This is a genomic window from Cellulosimicrobium sp. So1_17, from assembly GCF_055181235.1.
This window is the reverse complement of the sequence record NZ_CM143702.1, coordinates 3,892,318-3,912,727: the sequence shown is the minus strand read 5'-3', so window position 1 is coordinate 3,912,727 and position 20,410 is coordinate 3,892,318. Positions and strand designations below refer to the sequence as shown.

Below are 20,410 nucleotides of genomic sequence, written 5' to 3'. Positions count from 1 at the left end.
GCGGTCAGCCGAAGGTGCGCCCCTCGCCGCGGTACGTCGGCACGACGTCCACGACCTCCTCGCCGCGCACGAGGTGCACGACGTCGAAGCGCTCCATGACCTCGCCGGCCTTGGCGTGACGGAACCACACCCGGTCGCCGACCTCGAGGTCGGCCGCCCGCCGGTTCGTCCGGTGCAGGGGCGTCTGGACCTCGCCGGCCCCCTCACGCCCGGTGAGCGACCACCCGGACGTCACGACGAGCGGGAGCCGGCTGCGCGCCGCGGGCCCGGACGCGACGTACCCGCCGCCGAACGCCGTGGCCCAGCCCGGCGCGGGGACACGGACCACGTCGAGCCCGAAGAACGCCGCGGCTCGCGGCCGGAACGCGCGGTACCCGTCGAACAGCCCGGGGACGTAGAGGCCCGAGCCGGCGGTCACCTCCGTCACGACCGGGTCGGCGGACGAGGTCTCGAGCGAACCGGTCCCCCCCGAGTTCACGAGCTCCACGTCGTGCCCGACGACGCCCCGCACCGCCTCCACGACCTCGCCACGGCGGGTGGCGAGGTCGGCGACCGACGCGCGCTTGACGAGGCGGACCGCGGGGCTGCCGTCGGGGAGCCCGGCGACCTGCGCCTCGTAGAACATGACGCCGCGCAGCCGCAGGCCCGGCTCCGCCACGACGCGCGCGGCGAGGGCGGCGGCGTCGTCGGGGGTGCGCACGGGCGAGCGCCGCGTGCCGAGGTGAGCGACGAAGGGTCCGACACCCACGCGCAGGGACGCGTCGACGTCGAGGGCGACCTGCACCGGCGCCGCGTCCGGCCCGACGCCGACCCCGGCCAGCGCCTGGCGGACGAGCGCGACGTGCGCGGCGTCGTCGACCATCAACGTGATCTCGCGGCGCGCCGCCTCGTCCCTGGCCAGGGCGGCGAGCGCGCCGCGGTCGACGCTGGGGTAGGCCACGAGCACGTCGCGCGTCCCCTGCCCGACCAGCCACAGCGCCTCACGTACCGAGAACGCCATGACGCCACGGAATCCGCGCCCGAGCGCGCGGTCGGCGAGCGCACGCACGCGCACCGACTTCGACGCGAGGCGGACGGGCGTTCCGCCGGCGCGCCCGATCAGCTCGTCGGCGTTCGCGTCGAACCGGTCGAGGTCCACGACGGCGAGCGGCCCGTCCAGGCGCTCGGTCGCCCGGGTGAGGCGCGCCAGCAAGGACGGCGACGTCCCTGTCCCGGGTCCCGTGGTGTGCTGCTCGTCGGTCCCGGCGTCACGGCCCCCCACCGCTCGCGCCGTCGTCGTGGCCTCGCCCATGGGAGAAACGTACGCCACCGGGACCTCGCCGCGGCACGGGTCGCGCGTGAGACAGTACGTGCTGTGAGCAGCGACGACGCCCTCCCCTGGACGAACTGGGCCGGTACGGCCACCGCGACCCCGCGTCGTCGGACCACCCCGCGGGACGAGGCCGACCTGGCCGCGCGCGTGGCCGGCGCCGCGGACGAGGGTCTGCGCGTGCGCGCCGTCGGGGCGGGTCACTCCTTCACACCCGCGGCGGTCACGGACGGGCTGCTGCTCGACCTCGACCGGCTGAGCCTCGTCGAGCGCATCTCCCGCGAGGGCGACGCGGTGCACGTCACGGTCGGCGCGGGCATCCGCCTGCACCGGCTCAACGCTGCCCTCGCCGCCGCAGGGCTCGCGATGCGCAACCTCGGGGACATCGACCGGCAGTCGATCGCCGGCGCGATCTCGACGGGCACGCACGGGACGGGCGGGCGCCTCGGCGGGCTCCCGACCCAGGTGCGCGGCGTGCGCGTCGTGGGCGCGGACGGGACGGTCCGCGAGGCGACGTCGACACAGGATCCCGACCTCTTCGAGGCGAGCCGGCTCGGGCTGGGCGCGACCGGCGTGCTGTCCGCGGTGACGCTCGAGGTGGTCCCCGCGTTCCTCCTGCGGGCGCAGGAGGAGCCGTGGCCGCTCGCCCGGGTGCTCGACGGGCTCGCGGCGCCGGACGACGACCACGACGGGCTGGTCGGCGGGAACGACCACGTCGAGTTCTACTGGTTCCCGCACACGCGGCGCGCGCTCACCAAGCGCAACAACCGCCTCGCGCCCGACGAGGAGGCGAGGGAGCTCGAGCGCCTGCGCACCGGCCCGGGCGCCGTCGCCCGCGCCCGCACGTGGATCGACGAGGAGCTGCTCTCCAACGGCGCGTTCGAGCTCGTCAACCGGGTCGCGAAGGCCGTGCCGCGGGTGACGCCGCACCTCAACGAGGTCGCGGCCCGCGCGCTCGCGCCGCGCACGTACGTGGCGCCGTCGTACCAGGTGTTCGTCACGTCCCGCCGGGTCAGGTTCCGCGAGATGGAGTACGCGGTGCCGCGCGAGCGCCTCGTCGACGTCCTGACGGCGATCGACGACTGGCTGGAGCGGTCGGGCGAGCACGTCCCGTTCCCGGTCGAGGTGCGCTTCGCGGCACCCGACGACGTCTGGCTGTCCACGGCGCACGGCCGCCCGACGGCGTACGTCGCCGTCCACCAGTACGCCCGGCTGTCCCACGAGCGGTACTTCGACGCGGTCGAGAGGATCGTCGCCGAGGTCGACGGCCGACCGCACTGGGGCAAGCTCCACGGCCTCGACGCCGCGCGCTTCCGCGAGCTCTACCCGCGGTTCGACGACTTCCTCGCCGTCCGGGACGCCGTCGACCCCGGCGGGGTGTTCACGAACCCGTACACCGACACGGTCCTCGGCCCGCCTGCGGGGCGGCAGGTCGGGCGGCAGGTCGGCCGGTAGCCGCCGCGAGCCGCCCGGGAGCTCGGACGGCCGGAAGGCCGGAACTCGTCAGGCGCTCGCCCGGACCCCGTCGTCCTCGGGCCGCTCGACCTGCGTGAGGACGTAGTCGGCGAGCGCGTGGAAGCTCGCGATCGCGACGTCGTCGTCCTGCTCGACCAGCCACGCGATCTCGATGCCGTCGATGTAGCCCGCGACGAGCCGCGACAGGAAGCGCACGTCGAGCCGGTAGCTCACCCCGGCGCGCCGGGCGACCTCCTCGAGGATCCCCTGGGTCATGTTCCACGTCTGCTCGAGGTGCGCGTGCGCGACGGACCGCAGCGCGCGGCTGCGCACCCCGGCGGTCGCGAACTCGAACGTCAGCAGGCGCATGTGCCGGCGGGGTGTCAGCCCCTCCCACAGCGCGTCCGCCGCGGCGTGCGCGAGGACGACGACGTCGGCGCTCGCGTCGAGCGACGCGCGGACCGGCTCGGACGCGACGAGGGCGAGGCTGTTGCCCATCGCCTGGAGGAGCTCGTCCTTGTCCTCGAAGCAGTAGTGGACGACGCCCAGGGAGACGCCTGCCTCGGCGGCGACCCCGCGGATGGTCACCGCTTCAACCCCCTCGCGGACCGCGATGGTCATCGCTGCGTCCACGAGCTGGGCCCGGCGTTCTTCGACGGACATACGGTTCATGTGCGGTTCATCCCATGTGTCGTGCTCTGGGAAAGTGAAACACATCGTGAGGCTTCCCACCGATCGTACGGGTCCGTGATCGGCCTGGCACGCGGGGCCCGCCACGCGCGAGAATGGCGCGTCGGGGACATCCCGGCCACAGCGCCTGACGAGACGGAGCCCCGTGCGACCTGCTGCTCACCGCCCCCTTCTCGCCACGTCCCTCGTGGCGTCCGCACTCGTCCTGGCAGGCTGCGGGGCCTCCGGCGAGCCCGACGCGACCGCGAGCCCGGCGACGTACGCGGTGCCCGACGTCCCCGTCTCGGTGACGGCCCCCGCGGGCTGGGAGCGCCTGACTCAGGACGGCGCGTTCGCGGTCCGCTCCCCCGACGGGTTCGGCGACCCGGCGTTCCAGGCCGACGTCGTCGTCACGGGCGAGGCGGCGGGCGGCCCGCTGGACGACGCCGGCGCCGCCACCGCGGAGCGCGTCGCCGCGATCGACGGCTGGGTCCCCGACGCGGAGGGCCAGGGCGCGACGACCCTCGGGGAGACCCCCGCCTATCGCGTCTCGGGCACGGTCGACGTCGGCGGGACGCCGGTCGCCCAGGAGGTCCTCCTCGTCGGGTCGACCGCCGCCGACGGCGAGCCGTGGACGGTGTACCTCACCGCGTCCCACGCCGTGGAGGACGCCACCGGGGCGGAGCAGGCGCGCTCCGTCCTGACGAGCGTGCAGGTCACGCCGGCGGGCTGACCGCCACGACGAGCGCCGTCGCGACGGCCGCGACGCCCTCGCCGCGCCCCGTGAGACCGAGGCCGTCGGTGGTCGTGGCCGTGAGCGTCACGGGGGCGCCCGCCGCCGCGCTGAGCGCGGCCTCCGCCTCGCGCCGGCGGGAGCCGACGCGCGGCCGGTTGCCGATCACCTGGACCGCGACGTTCCCGATCTCGAACCCTGCCGCCCGGACGCGGCGCGCGGCCTCGGTGAGCAGGCTCGCACCGCTCGCCCCGGCCCACTCCGGCGCGGACGTGCCGAAGTTCGACCCCAGGTCTCCGAGCCCGCTCGCGGAGAACAGGGCGTCCGCCGCGGCGTGCGCGGCGACGTCGGCGTCGGAGTGGCCCGCCAGCCCTCTCTCCCCCGGCCAGTGCAGGCCGCCGAGCCACAGGGGGCGCTCGTCGCCCTCGGCCGCGTACGCGTGGACGTCGACCCCGACGCCCGTGCGCGGGAACGCCGTGGGCGCTCCCCGCGGCGTGGACGGGACGGTGGTCTCCGACGGGTCCGTCGTCATCGTGACTCCTGAAGGGTGAGCTCCGCGACGCGCAGGTCGTGCCGCGTGGTGATCTTCGCCGCGGCGGGGTCGCCCGGGACGACGTGCACGTCGTGACCGAGGTCCTCGACGAGGCCGGCGTCGTCGGTCGCCGCCACCGCCTCGTCGCCCGCGCGGTGCTCGGCGACCGCGTGCGCGCGCTCGAGCAGCGCCCGGTCGAAACCCTGCGGCGTCTGGACCGCACGCAGCACCGACCGGTCGACGGTGCCCGTGACCCGCTCGGCGCCGACGGGGTCGTCGGGGTCCGCCGGGTCGACGCGCTTGACGGTGTCGGTCACGGGCAGCCCGGGCACGACGGCGGCGTGCCCGGCGCGCACCGCCTCGACCACGCGCCGCACGAGAGAGGGCGGCGCGAGGGGCCGGGCGGCGTCGTGCACGAGCACGACGTCGACCGGACCGGAACCGGGCGCCGCGTCCGCGCCGGCGAGGCCGGCTCGCAGCCCTGCGGCGACGGAGGCCTGGCGTGTGCCCGAGCCGGCCACGGCGCGCACCGGACGGTCGACGCCGGGGTCGTCGCGCAGCATCGCGCCGACGTGGTCGACGAGGTCGGGCGGCGCCGTCACGACGATCGCGTCCACGACGCCCGAGGAGCACAGACGCCGCGCGGCGTGCACGACGAGGGGCAGCCCGTCGAGCTCGACGAGCGCCTTCGGGACGTCCATCCCGAGGCGCGTCCCGGAGCCTGCGGCGGTGAGGACGGCGAGAGTCGGCACGGCCACACGGTATCCCGTGCTGCGCCCGGTCGTCCGTCGCGCCCGGTCGTCCGTCGCGCCCGGTCGTCCGTCGCGCCCGGTGGGACGACGACGGGAGGGTGGCCGTCCGTGGACGGCCACCCTCCCGTGGTGTCGAGCGCCGGGCCCTCGTGCGAGCCGCCCGGTGGATCAGGACGCGAGGACCTCGTCGAGGATCGCCTCTGCCTTGTCCTCCTCGGTGTGCTCGGCCAGCGCGAGCTCCGAGACGAGGATCTGCCGCGCCTTGGAGAGCATCCGCTTCTCACCGGCCGACAGGCCCCGGTCGGCGTCCCGGCGGGACAGGTCACGCACGACCTCGGCCACCTTGATGACGTCGCCCGACGCGAGCTTCTCGAGGTTCGCCTTGTACCGGCGGGACCAGTTGGTCGGCTCCTCCGTGTAGGGTGCACGAAGCACCTCGAACACACGGTCGAGACCTTCCTGGCCGACGACGTCACGCACGCCGACGAGGTCGACGTTCTCGGCTGGGACTTCGATGGTCAGGTCACCCTGGGCGACCTTGAGCTTGAGGTAGATCTTGTCCTCGCCGCGGATCGTACGCGTCTTGATCTCTTCGATCAGTGCGGCGCCGTGGTGCGGGTAGACAACGGTCTCGCCTACTGTGAACGTCATCTGCAGATGTCCCCTTTCGCGGAGGTCCATCTTACCACGGGCCTCTGTGGATATCCGAGCCCCGGGCACCTTTCCGCGCCCCCGCGCACCGGTGTTCGTGCAGGTCAGACGCCTCTGCGTGCCCGTCACGAACGGGTCGCGAACGCGTCCGGAACGGCGCGCATCGCCCGCGGACGAGGACGCACTAGGCTTGGCCCGGAACCCCTCAGCCCCCTCGCGCCCCTGGAGAGCACGTGACCCGCACCACGACCATCCGAGCACGCCGGACCCTGCGGGCCTGGGCCGTCCCCGTCGTCGTCGCGACCGTCGCCGCCACCGCCGCGTGCTCCCCCATCGAGACGAACCGGCCCTACTCGCCGTCCGACGGCCTCCGGGTGAACCTCACGGACGACCTGCGCGGGCTCAACCTCATGGTCGTCACCGCGGGCGAGGGCGAGCCGGGCGCGGTCATCGGTGCCTTCGCGAACGACACCAGCGAGGACGTCGAGTTCGAGCTCGCCCCCGAGGGCGGCGCCGGCCTGACCGTGCCCGTCGAGGCCGGGTCGACCGTGTACCTCGGCACCGAGGACGGCTTCGACGCCCAGCTGGGCAGCGTCGACGCCGCTCCGGGCGGCGTCCTGCCCGTGACCGTCTCCGTGAGCACGGGCGAGGAGGAGACCCTCTCCCTGCCGGTCCTCGACGGGACGCTCGAGGAGTACGCGCACCTGATCCCCTGAGCCGGCCCGGCGCGGGCTCGCCGCGCCACGCCGAGCAGCACGACGGCGCCGCTCCCCTCGGTGGGGAGCGGCGCCGTCGTGCACGGGCCCGCGGAGCCGGGCTCGGGGCTCAGCCGAAGCGGCCGGAGATGTAGTCCTCCGTGGCCTGCTGGGACGGCGACGAGAACATCGTCGCGGTGTCGTCCATCTCGATGAGCCGACCCGGCTTGCCTGTGCCCGCGATGTTGAAGAACGCGGTGCGGTCGCTCACGCGCGCCGCCTGCTGCATGTTGTGCGTGACGATGACGATCGTGTACTCGTCCTTCAGCTCCGCGATCAGGTCCTCGATCGCGAGCGTCGAGATCGGGTCGAGCGCCGAGCACGGCTCGTCCATCAGCAGCACCTGCGGCTTCACGGCGATCGCACGGGCGATGCACAGGCGCTGCTGCTGCCCGCCGGACAGGCCGGACCCCGGACGGTCGAGGCGGTCCTTGACCTCGTTCCACAGGTTCGCGCCGCGCAGGGACGCCTCGACGAGGTCGTTGGCGTCCGACCGCGAGATGCGCTTGTTGTTGAGCTTGACGCCCGCGAGCACGTTCTCCTTGATCGACATCGTCGGGAACGGGTTGGGGCGCTGGAACACCATGCCCACCTGCCGTCGCACCGCGACGGGGTCGACGCCGTTGCCGTACAGGTCGACGCCCTCCATCGCGACGGTGCCCTCGACGCGCGCACCGGGGATCACCTCGTGCATCCGGTTGAGGGTGCGCAGGAACGTCGACTTCCCGCAGCCGGACGGGCCGATGAAGGCCGTCACCGACTTGGGCTCGATCGCCATGCTGACGTCCTGCACGGCGAGGAAGTCGCCGTAGTAGATGTTGAGGTCCTTGACGTCGATGCGGTTGCTCATGTCGTGCGGTCCTTCCGAGGTCCCGGCGCGGTGCGCCGCCGGCCGAGGGGTCGTGTGTGCTCCGCCGCCACGCGCGGCGCTCGGGGTGCTCATCGGCCCTTCTTGGGCGAGAACCAGCGGCCGACGAGGCGGGCCACGAGGTTGAGGAGCATCACGATGATGATGAGGGTGAGCGCCGCGGCCCAGGCGCGGTCGACGCCCGTCCCGCCCTGTGCCCACTGGCGGTAGGCGAACACCGGCAGGGTCGCCATGCGTCCGTCGAAGAGGTCCCAGTTGACCGAGTTGACGAGCCCGATGGTCAGCAGCAGCGGGGCGGTCTCGCCGATGACGCGCGCGACGGCGAGCATGACGCCCGTGACGATGCCCGCCATCGCGGTCGGGAGGACGACCTTGACGATCGTCAGCCACTTCGGCACGCCCAGGGCGAGGGACGCCTCGCGCAGCTCGTTCGGGACGAGGCGCAGCATCTCCTCCACCGAGCGGATGACCACCGGGGTCATGAGCACCGCGAGCGCGACGGCGCCCATGATGCCCGCGCGGTAGGCCGGGCCGAAGAGCAGCGTGAAGAGCGCGAACGCGAAGAGGCCCGCGACGATCGACGGGATGCCGGTCATCACGTCGACGAGGAACGTGATGCCGCGGGCGAGCGCGCCGCGGCCGTACTCGACGAGGTAGATCGCCGTGAGGATGCCGAGCGGCACCGCGATGACGGAGCACGCGAGGGTGACGAGCAGCGTCCCGACGATCGCGTGATAGACCCCTCCGCTCGTCATCGCGCCGTAGACGCCCATCATGTCGGTGGTGAGGAACTCCCAGCTGAAGAGCGCCGCGCCCTTCGAGACGACGGTCCACACGAGCGAGACGAGCGGGATCATCGCGAGGAGGAACGCGAAGGTCACGAGCGTCGTCGCGAGGCGGTCGGCGGCGTAGCGGCCGCCCTCGACCACGCGGGACGTGATCGTCAGCCCGACGGCGTACAGGACGGCGCCCAGGCCGACGACGCCGCCGAGCGTCGGCGACGCGACGAGGAGGAGCACGAGGAACGCGACGACGAGCGACCCGCCGACGAAGGCCCAGGGCGTCCAGCGCGGGAGGCGCGTGCCGCTCGCCGTCAGCTCCAGCGCCGTCTGCTGGACGGGGGTGTCGACGGTCATCAGTTGGCTCCCGAGAAGTCCTTGCGGCGGGCGACGATGGCGCGCGCGGCGAAGTTGACGGCGAAGGTGATGACGAAGAGCGCGAGCCCCGTGGCGATGAGGACGCTCACGGAGAGCCCCGACGCCTCGGGGAACTGCGCCGCGATGTTGGCCGCGATCGTCTGGTGCTGGCCCGGCTTGAGCAGGAAGAAGGAGTAGAGCATCCCGGGCGAGATGACCATGAGCACGGCCATGGTCTCGCCGAGCGCACGACCGAGGCCGAGCATCGCGGCGCTGATCACGCCCGAGCGGCCGAACGGGATGACGGCCTGGCGGACCATCTCCCAGCGCGTCGCGCCGAGGGCCAGCGAGGCCTCCTCGTGCAGCGTCGGCGTCTGGAGGAAGACCTCGCGCGAGACGGCGGTGACGATCGGCAGCAGCATCACGGCGAGCACGACGGCCGCGGTCATGATGTTGCGCGCCGGGGCCTGGTAGCCCTCGAACAGCGGGATGAACCCGAGCGCGGAGGAGAGCCAGCGGAAGAACGGGTCGAGGATCGGCGCGAGCCACAGCGCGCCCCACAGGCCGAAGACGACCGACGGGACGGCGGCGAGCAGGTCGACGAGATAGCCGAGGCTCTGCGCGAGGCGCCGCGGCGCGTAGTGCGAGATGAAGAGCGCGATGCCGACCGAGACGGGCACCGCGAGGAGGAGCGCCAGGACCGACGCGAGGACGGTCCCGAAGACGAGCGGGCCGATGTACGCGAGCAACGACCCCCCGGAGAACCAGGAGATCTCGGCGAGCTCCTCGGGGCTCGCCGTGAGGGCCGGCCACGCCTCGACGACGAGGAAGGCCGCGACGGCGGCGAGCGTGACGAGGATGACGATGCCGGCGCCGTGCGCCAGGCCGGAGAAGATCTTGCCGCCGACGCCGGCCGTCGGCTTCCCGCGCTGCGGGGACGCGGCCTCGGCGCTTCGCCGGGGTGGGCTGGTGACGCTCACTGGTGCTCCGTCGTGTGGTGGGGACGAGATGCGGGGGGACCGCCTCGGGCGGGCGGGAGGACGAGTCGCCCTCCCGCCCGCCCGGGGGTGGTCAGCCCTGGACCGTGATGCTGTCGAGCGCTGCCTCGACCTCGGCACGCAGGTCGTCCGAGATCGGGGCCGCGCCGGCGACGTCGGGCTCCGCCGCGCGGGCCTGGCCCTCCTCGCTGGCGACGTAGCCGAGGTAGCCCTTGACGTTGTCGACGTCGGCCTGCTCCTCGTAGGTGCCGCACGCGATCGAGTACGAGATCAGCACGAGCGGGTACGCGCCGGCCTCCGTCGTGGCGCGGTCGATCTCGACGACGAGCTGCGTCTCCGACGCGCCCTCGGCGCGCGGCGAGGCGTCGACGACGGCGGCAGCGGCCTCGGGCGAGTACGGGACGTACTCCTCGCCGACCTTGACCGCGACGGTGCCGAGGTCGCCGGCACGCGACGCGTCCGCGTAGCCGATCGCGCCCTCGGCGCCGGTCACGGTGTCGATGAGACCCTGCGTCTGGGCGCCGGACTGGCCGCCCTCGACCGGCCAGTCACCGCTGGCCTCGTGCGGCCAGGCGCCGTTCGACGCCGCCGCGAGGTACTCGGTGAAGTTCTCCGTCGTGCCCGACTCGTCGGAGCGGTGCACCGGGATGATGTCGATCGCGGGCAGCTCGACGCCCTCGTTCTCGGCGGCGATCGCCGGGTCGTCCCACGAGGTGATGTCGCCGTTGAAGACCTTGGCGAGCGTCTCGGCGGACATGTTGACGTTGTCGGCGTCGACGTCCGGCAGGTTGTAGACGACCGCGATGGGGCTGATGTAGAGCGGGAGCTCGAGGACGTCGCCGCCGTAGCAGCGCTCCTGCGCCGCGGCCAGCTCCTCCTCGTCGAGCGCCGCGTCCGAGCCGGCGAACTGCGTCGCGCCGGCGATGAACTGCTCGCGGCCGCCGCCGGAGCCGACGGCGTCGTAGGTGACGGTCACGCCGGGAGCCATGTCGCCGAAGCCGGCGATCCAGCCCGCGACGGCGTTCTCCTGGGAGGAGGCGCCCGCACCGGCGAGCGTGCCGCTGAGGCTCTCGAGGTCGCCCCCGGCAGAGCTCTCGGTGCCGCCCGGCTCGGTGTCGGAGCCGTCCGAGCCGTCGGAGCTGCAGGCAGCCAGCGTGAGGGCGAGAGCGCCCACCATGACCGCGGTACCCGCGCGGGAGATTCGGCTGAGCTTCACGAGTCGATCCATCCTGTTCGAAGCTGTGCGAGGCACCGGCGAGTACCGGTGACGCTCAGGACGGTAGGAGGAGCGGGTGACGCGTTCACCGAGTCCCGATGAACGCGAGGTGAACAGTGCACAGACGTTTCCGGGCAGGGTGCGCATCGTCCCGGGACGCCCCTTTCTCGGCCGTCCCGGGACGTGCTCTAGGGCTGGACGGTCACGCCGTCGGCGATCTTGTACCCGAGGCCACGGACCGTGAGGAGGAACCTGGGCGACGCCGGCTCCGGCTCGATCTTCGAGCGGATCCGCTTCACGTGGACGTCGAGCGTCTTCGTGTCGCCCACGTAGTCCGTGCCCCAGACACGGTCGATGAGCTGGCCGCGCGTGAGGACACGTCCCGCGTTGCGCAGCAGGAGCTCGAGCAGCTCGAACTCCTTGAGCGGGAAGGGCACGACCTCCCCCGCGACGGTCACCGTGTGCCGCTCGACGTCCATGCGCACCGGCCCGACCTCGAGCGTCCCGTCGTCGACCACCTCGTGCCCGTTCTCCCCGCCCTTGCGGCGCAGCACCGCGCGGACGCGGGCGAGCAGCTCGCGGAACGAGTACGGCTTCGTCACGTAGTCGTCCGCCCCGAGCTCGAGCCCGACGACCTTGTCGATCTCGGAGTCCTTCGCGGTCAGCATGATGACGGGGACGTCACCGCGCTGGCGCAGCTCTCGGCAGACCTCCGTACCGCTCAGGCCCGGGAGCATGAGGTCGAGGAGCACGATGTCGGCCCCGCCCGCGTCGTACTGCTCCAACGCCTCGGTGCCCGTGGCCGCCTCGACCACGTCGAAGCCCTCGCGCCGCAGCTGGTACGCCAGCGGGTCGCGGTACGACTCCTCGTCCTCCACCACCAGGATGCGCGTCACGCGCCTACCTCCTTGTTCCGTACGTCGTCGTTCGTCGTGTCGTTCGTGTCGCCGGCGTCGGCACCGTTCCTGGCGCCGACGCCCCGGGGGATCCGGGAGAGCCCGTCGTGGGCCGCGCCGGAGGGGAGCTGCACCGCGGCGGGGATGCGGATCGTGAAGGTCGAGCCCCGGCCGGGCTCCGACCACATGGTCACCTCGCCGCCGTGGTCGGCGGCCACGTGCTTGACGATGCTGAGGCCGAGCCCCGTGCCGCCCGTGTCGCGCGAGCGCGCGGGGTCGACCCGGTAGAACCGCTCGAACACACGGGCCTGCTCGTCGGCCGCGATACCGATGCCCTGGTCGACGACCACGATCTCGACCAGGTCGCCGGCCCGCGCTACCCCGACCCCGACGCGCGTGTTCTCCCCCGAGTACGCGACCGCGTTGTCGAGCAGGTTGCGCACCGCGGTGACGAGCAGGTTGTGGTCCCCGTACACCGCGGCGTCGAGGTCGCCGCCGGTCGTCAGCGTGATGCCCTTGCCCTGCGCGGTCGTGCGCGCGCGGTCCACGGCCTCCTCGACCACCCCCCGTACGGGGACGACCGTGACCTGCTGCAGCGCTCCGGCCACCTGGAGCCGGGAGAGCTCGATGATCTCCTGCACGAGCGCGGACAGCCGGGTCGCCTCCGACTGCATGCGCGCCGCGAAACGTCGCACCGCGACCGGGTCGTCGGCGGCGTCCTGCACCGTCTCCGCGAGGAGCGCCAGCGCGCCGACCGGCGTCTTGAGCTCGTGGGACACGTTCACCACGAAGTCGCGCCGGATCGCCTCCACGCGGCGCGCCTCGGTCCGGTCCTCGGCGAGCACGAGCACGTGGTCGGGCCCGACCTGCGCGACGCGCACCTGGAGCAGCACGGTGCCGCGGCCGACCGGCCCGCGCGGCAGCTCGAGCTCCTCGTCGCGGATCACGCCGTCGCGCCGCACGTCGTCGATGAGGTCGCGGATCGCAGCGTGCGCGATCGCGTCGCCGCGGACGACCCCCAGCGCGTACGCGGGCGGGCTCGCGCGCACGACGTCGCCCTCGCCGTCGAGCACGACGGCCGCCGACCGCAGCACCGCGAGCACGCGGACGAGACCCTCGTCCAGCTCGCGCGCCGGTTCGGGTGCGCCCCTGCGCTGCTCGCGCTCGCTCAGGCGGAACGCGACCGCGGCGATGACGCCGACGACGACGCCGACGATCCCGGCCAGCAGCACGGTCGCGCCCTCGATGAGGCTCTCGGCTTCCACACGTCCAGCGTACGGTCGGCCGCGACGCGTCCCGGACTGCGGGCGGCCCTCCCCGGACCGGGACGGCAAGAGTTCACCTTGCGGCGTCCTGGCGTTCATCGCGCGGACCATCTCGGATGGAAAGGTGACCGGAGCCGACGACGCATCCGGCTGCCAGGAACCTGCGAGGACCACGAGGAGCACTGCGCCGGCGCGTCCCGGGCGCGCCGACCGGTGCTGTCCGGTGCCGTCCGGTCACGACGAGAGGGAAGCGATGCGGGAGATCTTCGAGGCCGAGCTGAAGCAGGTCGGTGACGACCTGGCCGAGATGAGCCGGCTGGTCGAGGCGGCGATGAACCGCGCCGGACAGGCGCTGCTCACGGCGGACCTGCAGCTCGCGCAGCAGGTCATCGCGGCCGACCACACCATCGACGCCATCGAGCGGGAGCTCGACGAGCGCTGCGTCCTCCTGCTCGCGAAGCAGCAGCCGGTCGCCACCGACCTGCGCGTGGTGGTCAGCGCGCTGCGCATGAGCGCGACGCTCGAGCGCATGGGCGACCTCGCCCGTCACGTCGCACAGGTCGCCCGCGGCCGGTACCCCTCGCGTGCCATCGCGCCGACGCTGCACAGGACGTTCGAGCAGATGAACGACGCCGCGGTGCGTGTCGCTCGCCGCACGACGACGCTCCTCACGACCCGGGACCTCACGGTCGCCGCGAACATCGAGCGCGACGACGACCTGCTGGACCGCCTTCACCAGGACACGTTCACGGCCCTGCTGGACCACTCCTGGGACGGCACGACGCAGGAGACCGTCGACGTGACGCTCGTCGGCCGCTACTACGAGCGGTTCGGCGACCACGGCGTCTCCATCGCGAAGCGCGTCACCTACCTGGTGACCGGCGACTTCGCCGACGACCGCGGCATCCCGTCGGGCCAGGCGCGCGCGACCGCCTGATCGCCCGCCCGGTGCCGAGAGGGCACGGCGGAACGAAGGAGGCGCGGATCGTCGATCCGCGCCTCCTTCGTGCCGTCACGCCCTGATGACGCTCAGCGGCCCTGGTTCGCCACGGCCGCGGCGGCCGTCGCGGCGGCCTCGGGGTCGAGGTAGCGGCCGCCGCGCGTGACGGGCTTCAGGTCCTCGTCGAGCTCGTACAGCAGCGGGATGCCCGTCGGGATGTTGAGCCCGGCGATGTCCTCGTCGGAGATCCCGTCGAGGTGCTTGACGAGCGCGCGCAGCGAGTTGCCGTGCGCGGCGACGAGGACGGTCTTGCCGGCCTTCAGGTCGGGGACGACCTCGCCCTCCCAGTACGGCAGGGCGCGCTCGAGCACGTCCTTGAGGCACTCGGTGCGCACGACCGGCGCGTCGGCGTAGCGGGGGTCCGCGTCCTGCGAGAACTCCGAGCCGAGCTCGATCTCCGGCGGCGGCGTGTCGTACGAGCGGCGCCAGAGCATGAACTGCTCCTCGCCGTACTCCTCGAGGGTCTGCTTCTTGTCCTTGCCCTGCAGCGCGCCGTAGTGGCGCTCGTTGAGGCGCCACGACCGCTTGACCGGGATCCAGTGGCGGTCGGCGGCGTCCAGCGCGAGGTTCGCCGTCGTGATGGCGCGGCGCAGGAGCGAGGTGTGCACGACGTCGGGAGAGATCTGCGACTCCGCGAGGAGCTCGCCGCCACGCTTCGCCTCCTCGATCCCCTTCTCGGAGAGGGCCACGTCCACCCAGCCGGTGAAGAGGTTCTTGGCGTTCCAGTCGCTCTCGCCGTGGCGGAGCAGCACGAGGGTGTAGGTCATGGCTCCATCCTGCCGCACGCCTCCGGGGCGGGGCACGTCCGGTCCACGGGCTGGTGACCGGCCGGTGACCGATGTCGCCCGCCGCAGGACGGACGTCCTCGCACGGCGAGGACGTCCGCGGGGAATGTCGCCCCCGGCACGCACGTTGGGACGGGCATGCCGATCCACGGAGACTACGCACCCAGCACCAGCGGTTGGGCCCGCAAGCAGGCCGAGACGTACGAGACGTCCGGGGGGACGAAGGCCACGACGCTCAACGGGATGCCGGTGGTCGTGCTGACGACCCTCGGGCGACGCACCGGGAAGGTCCGCAAGACGCCGCTCATGCGCGTCGAGCACGACGGCGCGTACGCGGTCGTCGCCTCTCTCGGCGGCGCCCCCGAGCACCCCGTCTGGTACCACAACGTCCTCGCGCACCCGCAGGTCGAGCTGCAGGACGGCGCCGAGCGCCACGACTACGTCGCGCGCGAGGTGCACGGCGAGGAGAAGGCGCTGTGGTGGCAGCGCGCCGTCGCCGCGTACCCGCCGTACGCGGACTACCAGGAGAAGACGACGCGGGAGATCCCGGTCCTCGTCCTGGAGCGCACGACCGACGCCTGACACCGCCGGGCACGGCCCGCAGCGACCGCCGCGCGCCGGGGTCAGCGCGCCGCGCGGACCTTCGTCGCCTGGGCGTAGACGTCGAGCATGCGGCGTGCAGCGGCGTCCCAGCCGAACCGCTCGCTGACGCGCCGCGCACCGACGGCGAGCCCGGCGCGACGGTCGTCGTCCGCGAGCAGGTCCGCGAGCGCACGGGCCCAGGTCCACGGGTTGTGGTCCGGGACGAGGACGCCGGACTCGCCGTCGACCACGACGGTCGTCAGGCCGCCGACGGCAGCCGCGACCACGGGCGTCCCGCTCGCCTGCGCCTCGGCGGCGACGAGCCCGAACGTCTCGTTGTGCGAGGGCACCGCCACGAGGTCGGCGGCCCGGTAGTAGTCGACGAGCAGCGCGCGCGCGACGGGCGGCCGCACGACGACCTGGTCGCTGACGCCCAGCTGGTAGGCGAGCGCCTCGAGCTCGCGGACAGCCGTCGGGCGCCCGCTCGGTCCGCCCAGGACGACGAGCGTCGGCACGGGCTCGTCGTGGTCGGCGAGCACGCCGAGCGCACGGACGAGGACGTCGGGCGCCTTGAGCGGCTGGACGCGGCCGGCGAACAGCACGAGCCGGCCCTCGGTGGGCAGGCCGAGCTCGTCGCGCAGCGCGCGGCGCCGCTCCGCGCGCTCCGCCGGCCCGGCGCCGTCGGGCACGCCTGGGGAGAAGAGGTCGAGGTCGACGCCCGGGGGCACGACGTGGACGCGCGCCGGGTCTGCCGCGTAGTCGCGCACGAGGTCGTCGCCCTCGGCGTCGGTGCTCGCGACGAGCGCGTCGGCCTCCGCGACGACCTGCTCCTCCCCGATGATCCGCCCGAGCGGCTCGGGCGCGTCCCCGGGCGCGAGCGCGGCGTTCTTCACGCGCGCGAGCGTGTGCATCGTGTGCACGAGCGGCACGTCCCAGCGGTCGGCGGCCAGCCACCCGACCTGGCCCGACAGCCAGTAGTGGGTGTGCACGACGTCGTACCAGCCGACGTGGTGCCGCGCCTCCGCGCGCAGGACCCCCGCGGTGAACGCGCAGAGCTGCCCGGGCAGGTCGTTCTTGTCCAGTCCCTCGAACGGGCCGGCGGCGACGTGCCGCACGGTCACGCCCTCCGCGACCTCGACGACGGGCGGCTGGGCGGACGACGTCGCGCGCGTGAAGATCTCGACCTGCGCACCGTGCCGCGCGAGCGCGCGCGCGAGCTCGGTGACGTAGACGTTCATCCCGCCCGCGTCGCCCGTTCCCGGCTGGTCCAGGGGCGAGGTGTGGACGGACAGCATCGCGACGCGCAGGGCGTCGCCGTCGGGGCGGCCGGTGGTCACCGCGTCACGCCTCCACGACGCAGGCGGGGGCGGGGAGCGCGAGGACGTCGAGCACCTCGCCGAGCCCGTCGCTGCGGCGCACGCGCAGGAGCGCGAGGTTCGACGACGGCCCGTCGCCGGCCGCCAGCGGGTCGTCCTGCTGGTTCGCGACGACGACGAGGTCGTGGGTCGGTTCCTCGCCGCTCACCGGCAGCAGGACCGCGAGGTGGCGCGGCCACGTCCCGCCGACCGGGCTGTCGGCCAGGTGGCGCAGTCGCGGGGGCGCGCCGTCCGGCCCGTGCTCGACCGCGTGCACGGCGAGCACGTCGGCACCCCGCACGCCCACGACGACGCGCGCGCCGTCCGGCGTGACCTCGACGTGCGACGGGAAGCTCCGTCCGCCGTCCGGCGCGGTGGCGAAGGTCACCGGGTACCGTGCGACGACGTCGTAGCGGCCGTCGCCCGCGGGCGCGAGGACGAAGAGGGCCGGGTCGAGCTCCCCCACGACGACGAGATGACCGCCCGGAAGGGTCGCCAGGTGTCGGGGCCCGGTCCCGGGCGGGAAGGTCGCGACGACCGCGGGCGGCGTGCCCTCGGCGTCTGCGGGGTCGTGCCGACGCAGCTCGTCCGTCCCGAGGTCGACGACGAGGACGCCCCCCTCGCCGTCGTCCGCGACGAAGTGCGCGTGCGGTCCCTCCTGACGCTCCGCGTCGGGTCCGGTCCCCGCGTGACCGTACCGACGCGTCGAGCCCGTGAGAGCGCCGTCGCACTCGGTGGCCGCGACCGTGAGGACGCCGTCGCCGTAGTTGGCGACGAGCACCTCGCCGGGCCGGGCGAGGACGTGGCAGGGCGAGTCGCCGCCGGTGGGGATCCCCGGGCCCAGCGGCCGGATCGTGCCGTCCGCGGAGACGTCGAACGCCGAGAGCGTGCCCTCCGGGGTCTCACCGACGGCGTAGAGCGTGCGGGCCGTGCCGCCCCCGGGCGGGACGGGGGCCGTCAGCGCGAGGAACGACGGCGACGGCGTCGTGGCGACGAGACGTCCACCGACGAACGCGCCCTGCTCGACGTCGACCTCGACCTGCCAGACACCCTCCGGGACGTCCGACCCGGGGTGCGGGTAGGTGCCGATCCACAGGGTGCGCGTCGAGAAGGTCATAGCCCGAGCGTAGTTTCTCTCCCGTCCGCTCCCGACACGACGACGGGGCGCCCGCCGCCCGGTCGAGGACCGAGAGGTGGTGCGCCCCGTGCGGGTCGAGCGTCAGTGCGCCGCGTCGTAGGCGGCCTGGATCTCCTGGGAGATGCGGCCGCGGTCGTTGACCTTGTGTCCGTTCGCCCGGGCCCACTCGCGGATCTCGGTCGCGCGGGCGGAACCCGTGCTGCGGCCACGGCGCGCCGCCGGGCGTGCGGAGGTGCGCGACGAGACCTTGCGGGCGTTGCCGACCCACGAGGCGAACGCGTCGCGCAGCTGCTGCGCATTCTTCGTGCTGAGATCGATCTCGTAGGAGACGCCGTCGAGCGCGAAGGTCACCGTCTCGTCCGCCGCCCCTCCGTCGATGTCGTCCACGAGAATTACCTGGACTTTCTGGGCCACTGTTGATTCCTCACGCTTCACAGGAAGGAGATGACCTGTCCAGCATGCCCCAGCACGACAAGCACGTCAATTGTCTTTGCCGCGCGTCCAGGGGATAACGTCGTCCGGTGCGATGAATCCGTGCATGGCCCGAACGTCATGCCGCGTCGCGACCGGAATCCACGGCCACCCGCGAACGCATTTCCTCTTCGGCGTCGAGCCGCGCGAGAGCCGCTCGTTCGTTGCGGTCCGCGCGCACGATGTACCGCATGGCGAACCAGAACAGCAGCCCCACGCCGACCGAGGGGACGAGGGCGCCGAGCACGGGCAGCACGTCGTTCATGATCCCGATCCTAATCCCGTCACTGGGCCGGCTTGACGAGCGGGAAGAGGATCGTCTCGCGGATCCCCAGTCCCGTGAGCGCCATGAGCAGGCGGTCGATGCCCAGGCCCATGCCGCCCGAGGGTGGCATCGCGAACTCCATCGCGGTGAGGAAGTCCTCGTCGATGCGCATCGCCTCGTCGTCGCCCGCCGCGGCGAGCAGGGCCTGCGCCTCGAAGCGCTGGCGCTGCACCACGGGGTCGACGAGCTCGGAGTAGGCCGTCGCGAGCTCGACGCCGCGCACGTACAGGTCCCACTTCTCGACCTGACCGCGCACCGTGCGGTGGTCCCGTGTGAGAGGCGAGGTCTCGACCGGGAAGTCGCGGACGAACGTCGGGGCGACGAGGTGGTCGCCCACGAGGTGCTCCCACAGGCCCTCGACGAGCTTCCCGTGGTTGACGTTCTTCGGGTCGAACGAGAGCTCGAACCTCGTCGCGAACGACAACAGCTGCTCGACCGACGTCTCCGGAGTGATCTGCTCCCCCAGCGCGTCCGACAACGAGTCGTACATCTTCAGCTGCGTCCATTCGCCGCCGACGTCGTACTCGGTACCGTCCGCCAGGGTCAGGAGCGTGGTGCCGAGAGCGTCCTGCGCCGCGCGCTGCACGAGATTCTTCGTGAGCGCCGCCATGGTGTCGTAGTCGCCGTAGGCCTCGTACGCCTCGAGCATCGCGAATTCCGGGGAGTGCGTGGAGTCCACGCCCTCGTTGCGGAAGTTCCGGTTGATCTCGAAGACCTTCTCGACTCCGCCGACCGCAGCGCGCTTGAGGAACAGCTCGGGCGCGATGCGCAGGAAAAGGTCGATGTCGAACGCATTCATGTGTGTCTCGAACTGGCGCGCCGCGGCACCTTCCGGGCGCGTCTGCAGCATGGGCGTCTCGACCTCGACGAACCCGCGCTCCCAGAAGTTCTCGCGGATCGAGCGCACGACGGCGGCGCGCAGACGTACCGTGTCCCGCGCCGCGGGACGTGCGATGAGATCCACGTAACGCTGTCGGACGCGTGATTCCTCCGACAGGTCCTTGTGCAGCACCGGAAGGGGGCGCAGCGCCTTCGCGGCGACCTTCCAGGCATCGGCGAAGACGCTCAGCTCACCGCGCCGGGAGCTGATGACGCGCCCGTGCGCGAACAGGTGGTCGCCGAGGTCGACGTCGGCCTTGAACGTGGCGAGCGACTCCTCGCCGACCACGGCCTGGCTGAGCATGACCTGCAGGCGGTTGCCCTCGCCGTCCTGCAGCGTGACGAAGCACAGCTTTCCGGTGTTGCGCAGGAAGACGACGCGGCCCGCGACCCCGACCTCGTCCTGCGTCTCCTCGCCCGTCTCGAGGTGCGCCCAGCCCGCGCGGACCTCGGCGATCGTGTGCGTGCGCGGCACGCCCACCGGGTACGGCTCGTCGCCGCGCGCGAGGATGCGCTCGCGCTTCTCGCGGCGGACCTGGATCTGCTCGGGGACGTCGTCCTCGTCGGGCGTGGAGGGATCAGGGTTTCCGGCGGGGGGAGTCACGCGGACGATTCTACCGACGCCCCCTCGATGACAGGG

22 protein-coding genes are annotated in these 20,410 nt (G+C 73.2%); 5 read left to right on the top strand and 17 right to left on the bottom strand.

Going from position 1 to position 20,410, the window contains the following annotated elements:
• Nucleotides 1-4: 4 nt before the first annotated feature.
• Nucleotides 5-1,291, bottom strand: a complete 1,287-nt coding sequence (locus tag ACZCLJ_RS17275; protein WP_251150157.1) for an alanine racemase — start codon at nt 1,289-1,291, stop codon at nt 5-7.
• Between the two features lie 63 nt (nt 1,292-1,354).
• Here ACZCLJ_RS17275 and ACZCLJ_RS17270 point away from each other — a divergent pair, with 63 nt between their 5' ends.
• On the top strand, nt 1,355-2,764 hold the full coding sequence (locus ACZCLJ_RS17270; RefSeq protein ID WP_463104640.1) for a D-arabinono-1,4-lactone oxidase: 1,410 nt from the start codon (nt 1,355-1,357) through the stop codon (nt 2,762-2,764).
• Between the two features lie 48 nt (nt 2,765-2,812).
• Here ACZCLJ_RS17270 and ACZCLJ_RS17265 read toward each other — a convergent pair whose 3' ends face one another.
• Nucleotides 2,813-3,436, bottom strand: a complete 624-nt coding sequence (locus tag ACZCLJ_RS17265; protein ID WP_463104639.1) for a TetR/AcrR family transcriptional regulator — start codon at nt 3,434-3,436, stop codon at nt 2,813-2,815.
• 163 nt (nt 3,437-3,599) lie between these two features.
• Between ACZCLJ_RS17265 and ACZCLJ_RS17260 the strand changes: the two genes are divergently transcribed.
• Nucleotides 3,600-4,166: a hypothetical protein gene (locus tag ACZCLJ_RS17260; protein WP_463104638.1), complete on the top strand. Its 567-nt coding sequence runs from the start codon at nt 3,600-3,602 to the stop codon at nt 4,164-4,166.
• On the opposite strand, the gene ispF is transcribed toward ACZCLJ_RS17260, so the two are convergent.
• The 3 genes from ispF to ACZCLJ_RS17245 form a co-directional block, all read right to left on the bottom strand.
• Nucleotides 4,150-4,698 carry a 2-C-methyl-D-erythritol 2,4-cyclodiphosphate synthase gene (gene ispF, locus ACZCLJ_RS17255; RefSeq protein WP_251150153.1) on the bottom strand — a complete coding sequence of 183 codons (549 nt, stop codon included), beginning with the start codon at nt 4,696-4,698 and terminating at the stop codon, nt 4,150-4,152. The genes ACZCLJ_RS17260 and ispF overlap by 17 nt on opposite strands.
• Nucleotides 4,695-5,450: a 2-C-methyl-D-erythritol 4-phosphate cytidylyltransferase gene (ispD, locus tag ACZCLJ_RS17250; RefSeq protein WP_463104637.1), complete on the bottom strand. Its 756-nt coding sequence runs from the start codon at nt 5,448-5,450 to the stop codon at nt 4,695-4,697. The genes ispF and ispD overlap by 4 nt, the downstream gene beginning before the upstream one ends.
• A 168-nt stretch (nt 5,451-5,618) precedes the next feature.
• Nucleotides 5,619-6,101, bottom strand: a complete 483-nt coding sequence (locus tag ACZCLJ_RS17245) for a CarD family transcriptional regulator (protein ID WP_031315710.1) — start codon at nt 6,099-6,101, stop codon at nt 5,619-5,621.
• Between the two features lie 233 nt (nt 6,102-6,334).
• Between ACZCLJ_RS17245 and ACZCLJ_RS17240 the strand changes: the two genes are divergently transcribed.
• Nucleotides 6,335-6,817 (top strand): hypothetical protein, encoded by a 483-nt coding sequence (locus ACZCLJ_RS17240; protein WP_463104636.1) that lies wholly within the window; start codon nt 6,335-6,337, stop codon nt 6,815-6,817.
• A 109-nt stretch (nt 6,818-6,926) separates the two neighbouring features.
• Here the strand turns inward: ACZCLJ_RS17240 and pstB are convergent, their stop codons facing one another.
• The 6 genes from pstB to ACZCLJ_RS17210 form a co-directional block, all read right to left on the bottom strand.
• Nucleotides 6,927-7,706 (bottom strand): phosphate ABC transporter ATP-binding protein PstB, encoded by a 780-nt coding sequence (gene pstB, locus ACZCLJ_RS17235; protein ID WP_251150150.1) that lies wholly within the window; start codon nt 7,704-7,706, stop codon nt 6,927-6,929.
• A gap of 89 nt (nt 7,707-7,795) precedes the next feature.
• Complete coding sequence (gene pstA, locus ACZCLJ_RS17230; protein WP_463104635.1) at nt 7,796-8,860, bottom strand: phosphate ABC transporter permease PstA; 1,065 nt, start codon at nt 8,858-8,860, stop codon at nt 7,796-7,798.
• Complete coding sequence (pstC, locus tag ACZCLJ_RS17225) at nt 8,860-9,840, bottom strand: phosphate ABC transporter permease subunit PstC (protein ID WP_251150148.1); 981 nt, start codon at nt 9,838-9,840, stop codon at nt 8,860-8,862. The genes pstA and pstC overlap by 1 nt, the downstream gene beginning before the upstream one ends.
• A 91-nt stretch (nt 9,841-9,931) precedes the next feature.
• On the bottom strand, nt 9,932-11,074 hold the full coding sequence (locus ACZCLJ_RS17220) for a phosphate ABC transporter substrate-binding protein PstS (protein WP_251150147.1): 1,143 nt from the start codon (nt 11,072-11,074) through the stop codon (nt 9,932-9,934).
• Nucleotides 11,075-11,262: 188 nt separating this feature from the next.
• Nucleotides 11,263-11,970: a response regulator transcription factor gene (locus ACZCLJ_RS17215; protein WP_251150146.1), complete on the bottom strand. Its 708-nt coding sequence runs from the start codon at nt 11,968-11,970 to the stop codon at nt 11,263-11,265.
• On the bottom strand, nt 11,967-13,235 hold the full coding sequence (locus ACZCLJ_RS17210) for a sensor histidine kinase (RefSeq protein ID WP_463104634.1): 1,269 nt from the start codon (nt 13,233-13,235) through the stop codon (nt 11,967-11,969). The genes ACZCLJ_RS17215 and ACZCLJ_RS17210 overlap by 4 nt, the downstream gene beginning before the upstream one ends.
• 253 nt (nt 13,236-13,488) lie before the next feature.
• Between ACZCLJ_RS17210 and phoU the strand changes: the two genes are divergently transcribed.
• Nucleotides 13,489-14,172, top strand: coding sequence for a phosphate signaling complex protein PhoU (phoU, locus tag ACZCLJ_RS17205; RefSeq protein WP_251150144.1), 684 nt, complete (start codon nt 13,489-13,491; stop codon nt 14,170-14,172).
• 92 nt (nt 14,173-14,264) lie between these two features.
• On the opposite strand, the gene ACZCLJ_RS17200 is transcribed toward phoU, so the two are convergent.
• Nucleotides 14,265-15,002 carry a phosphoglyceromutase gene (locus tag ACZCLJ_RS17200; RefSeq protein WP_251150143.1) on the bottom strand — a complete coding sequence of 246 codons (738 nt, stop codon included), beginning with the start codon at nt 15,000-15,002 and terminating at the stop codon, nt 14,265-14,267.
• A 156-nt stretch (nt 15,003-15,158) separates the two neighbouring features.
• On the opposite strand from ACZCLJ_RS17200, the gene ACZCLJ_RS17195 reads away from it, so the two are divergent.
• Nucleotides 15,159-15,602, top strand: coding sequence for a nitroreductase family deazaflavin-dependent oxidoreductase (locus ACZCLJ_RS17195; RefSeq protein WP_463104633.1), 444 nt, complete (start codon nt 15,159-15,161; stop codon nt 15,600-15,602).
• A gap of 41 nt (nt 15,603-15,643) precedes the next feature.
• Here the strand turns inward: ACZCLJ_RS17195 and mshA are convergent, their stop codons facing one another.
• The 5 genes from mshA to lysS form a co-directional block, all read right to left on the bottom strand.
• A complete protein-coding gene (mshA, locus tag ACZCLJ_RS17190; RefSeq protein ID WP_463106426.1) occupies nt 15,644-16,897 on the bottom strand; it encodes a D-inositol-3-phosphate glycosyltransferase in 1,254 nt (417 codons plus the stop codon).
• Between the two features lie 46 nt (nt 16,898-16,943).
• On the bottom strand, nt 16,944-18,074 hold the full coding sequence (locus ACZCLJ_RS17185) for a lactonase family protein (RefSeq protein WP_463104632.1): 1,131 nt from the start codon (nt 18,072-18,074) through the stop codon (nt 16,944-16,946).
• A 102-nt stretch (nt 18,075-18,176) separates the two neighbouring features.
• Complete coding sequence (locus ACZCLJ_RS17180; RefSeq protein ID WP_251150140.1) at nt 18,177-18,509, bottom strand: histone-like nucleoid-structuring protein Lsr2; 333 nt, start codon at nt 18,507-18,509, stop codon at nt 18,177-18,179.
• A gap of 136 nt (nt 18,510-18,645) precedes the next feature.
• Nucleotides 18,646-18,831 (bottom strand): hypothetical protein, encoded by a 186-nt coding sequence (locus ACZCLJ_RS17175; RefSeq protein ID WP_251150139.1) that lies wholly within the window; start codon nt 18,829-18,831, stop codon nt 18,646-18,648.
• Between the two features lie 19 nt (nt 18,832-18,850).
• Nucleotides 18,851-20,374, bottom strand: a complete 1,524-nt coding sequence (gene lysS / locus ACZCLJ_RS17170; protein WP_463104631.1) for a lysine--tRNA ligase — start codon at nt 20,372-20,374, stop codon at nt 18,851-18,853.
• Nucleotides 20,375-20,410: the final 36 nt, after the last annotated feature.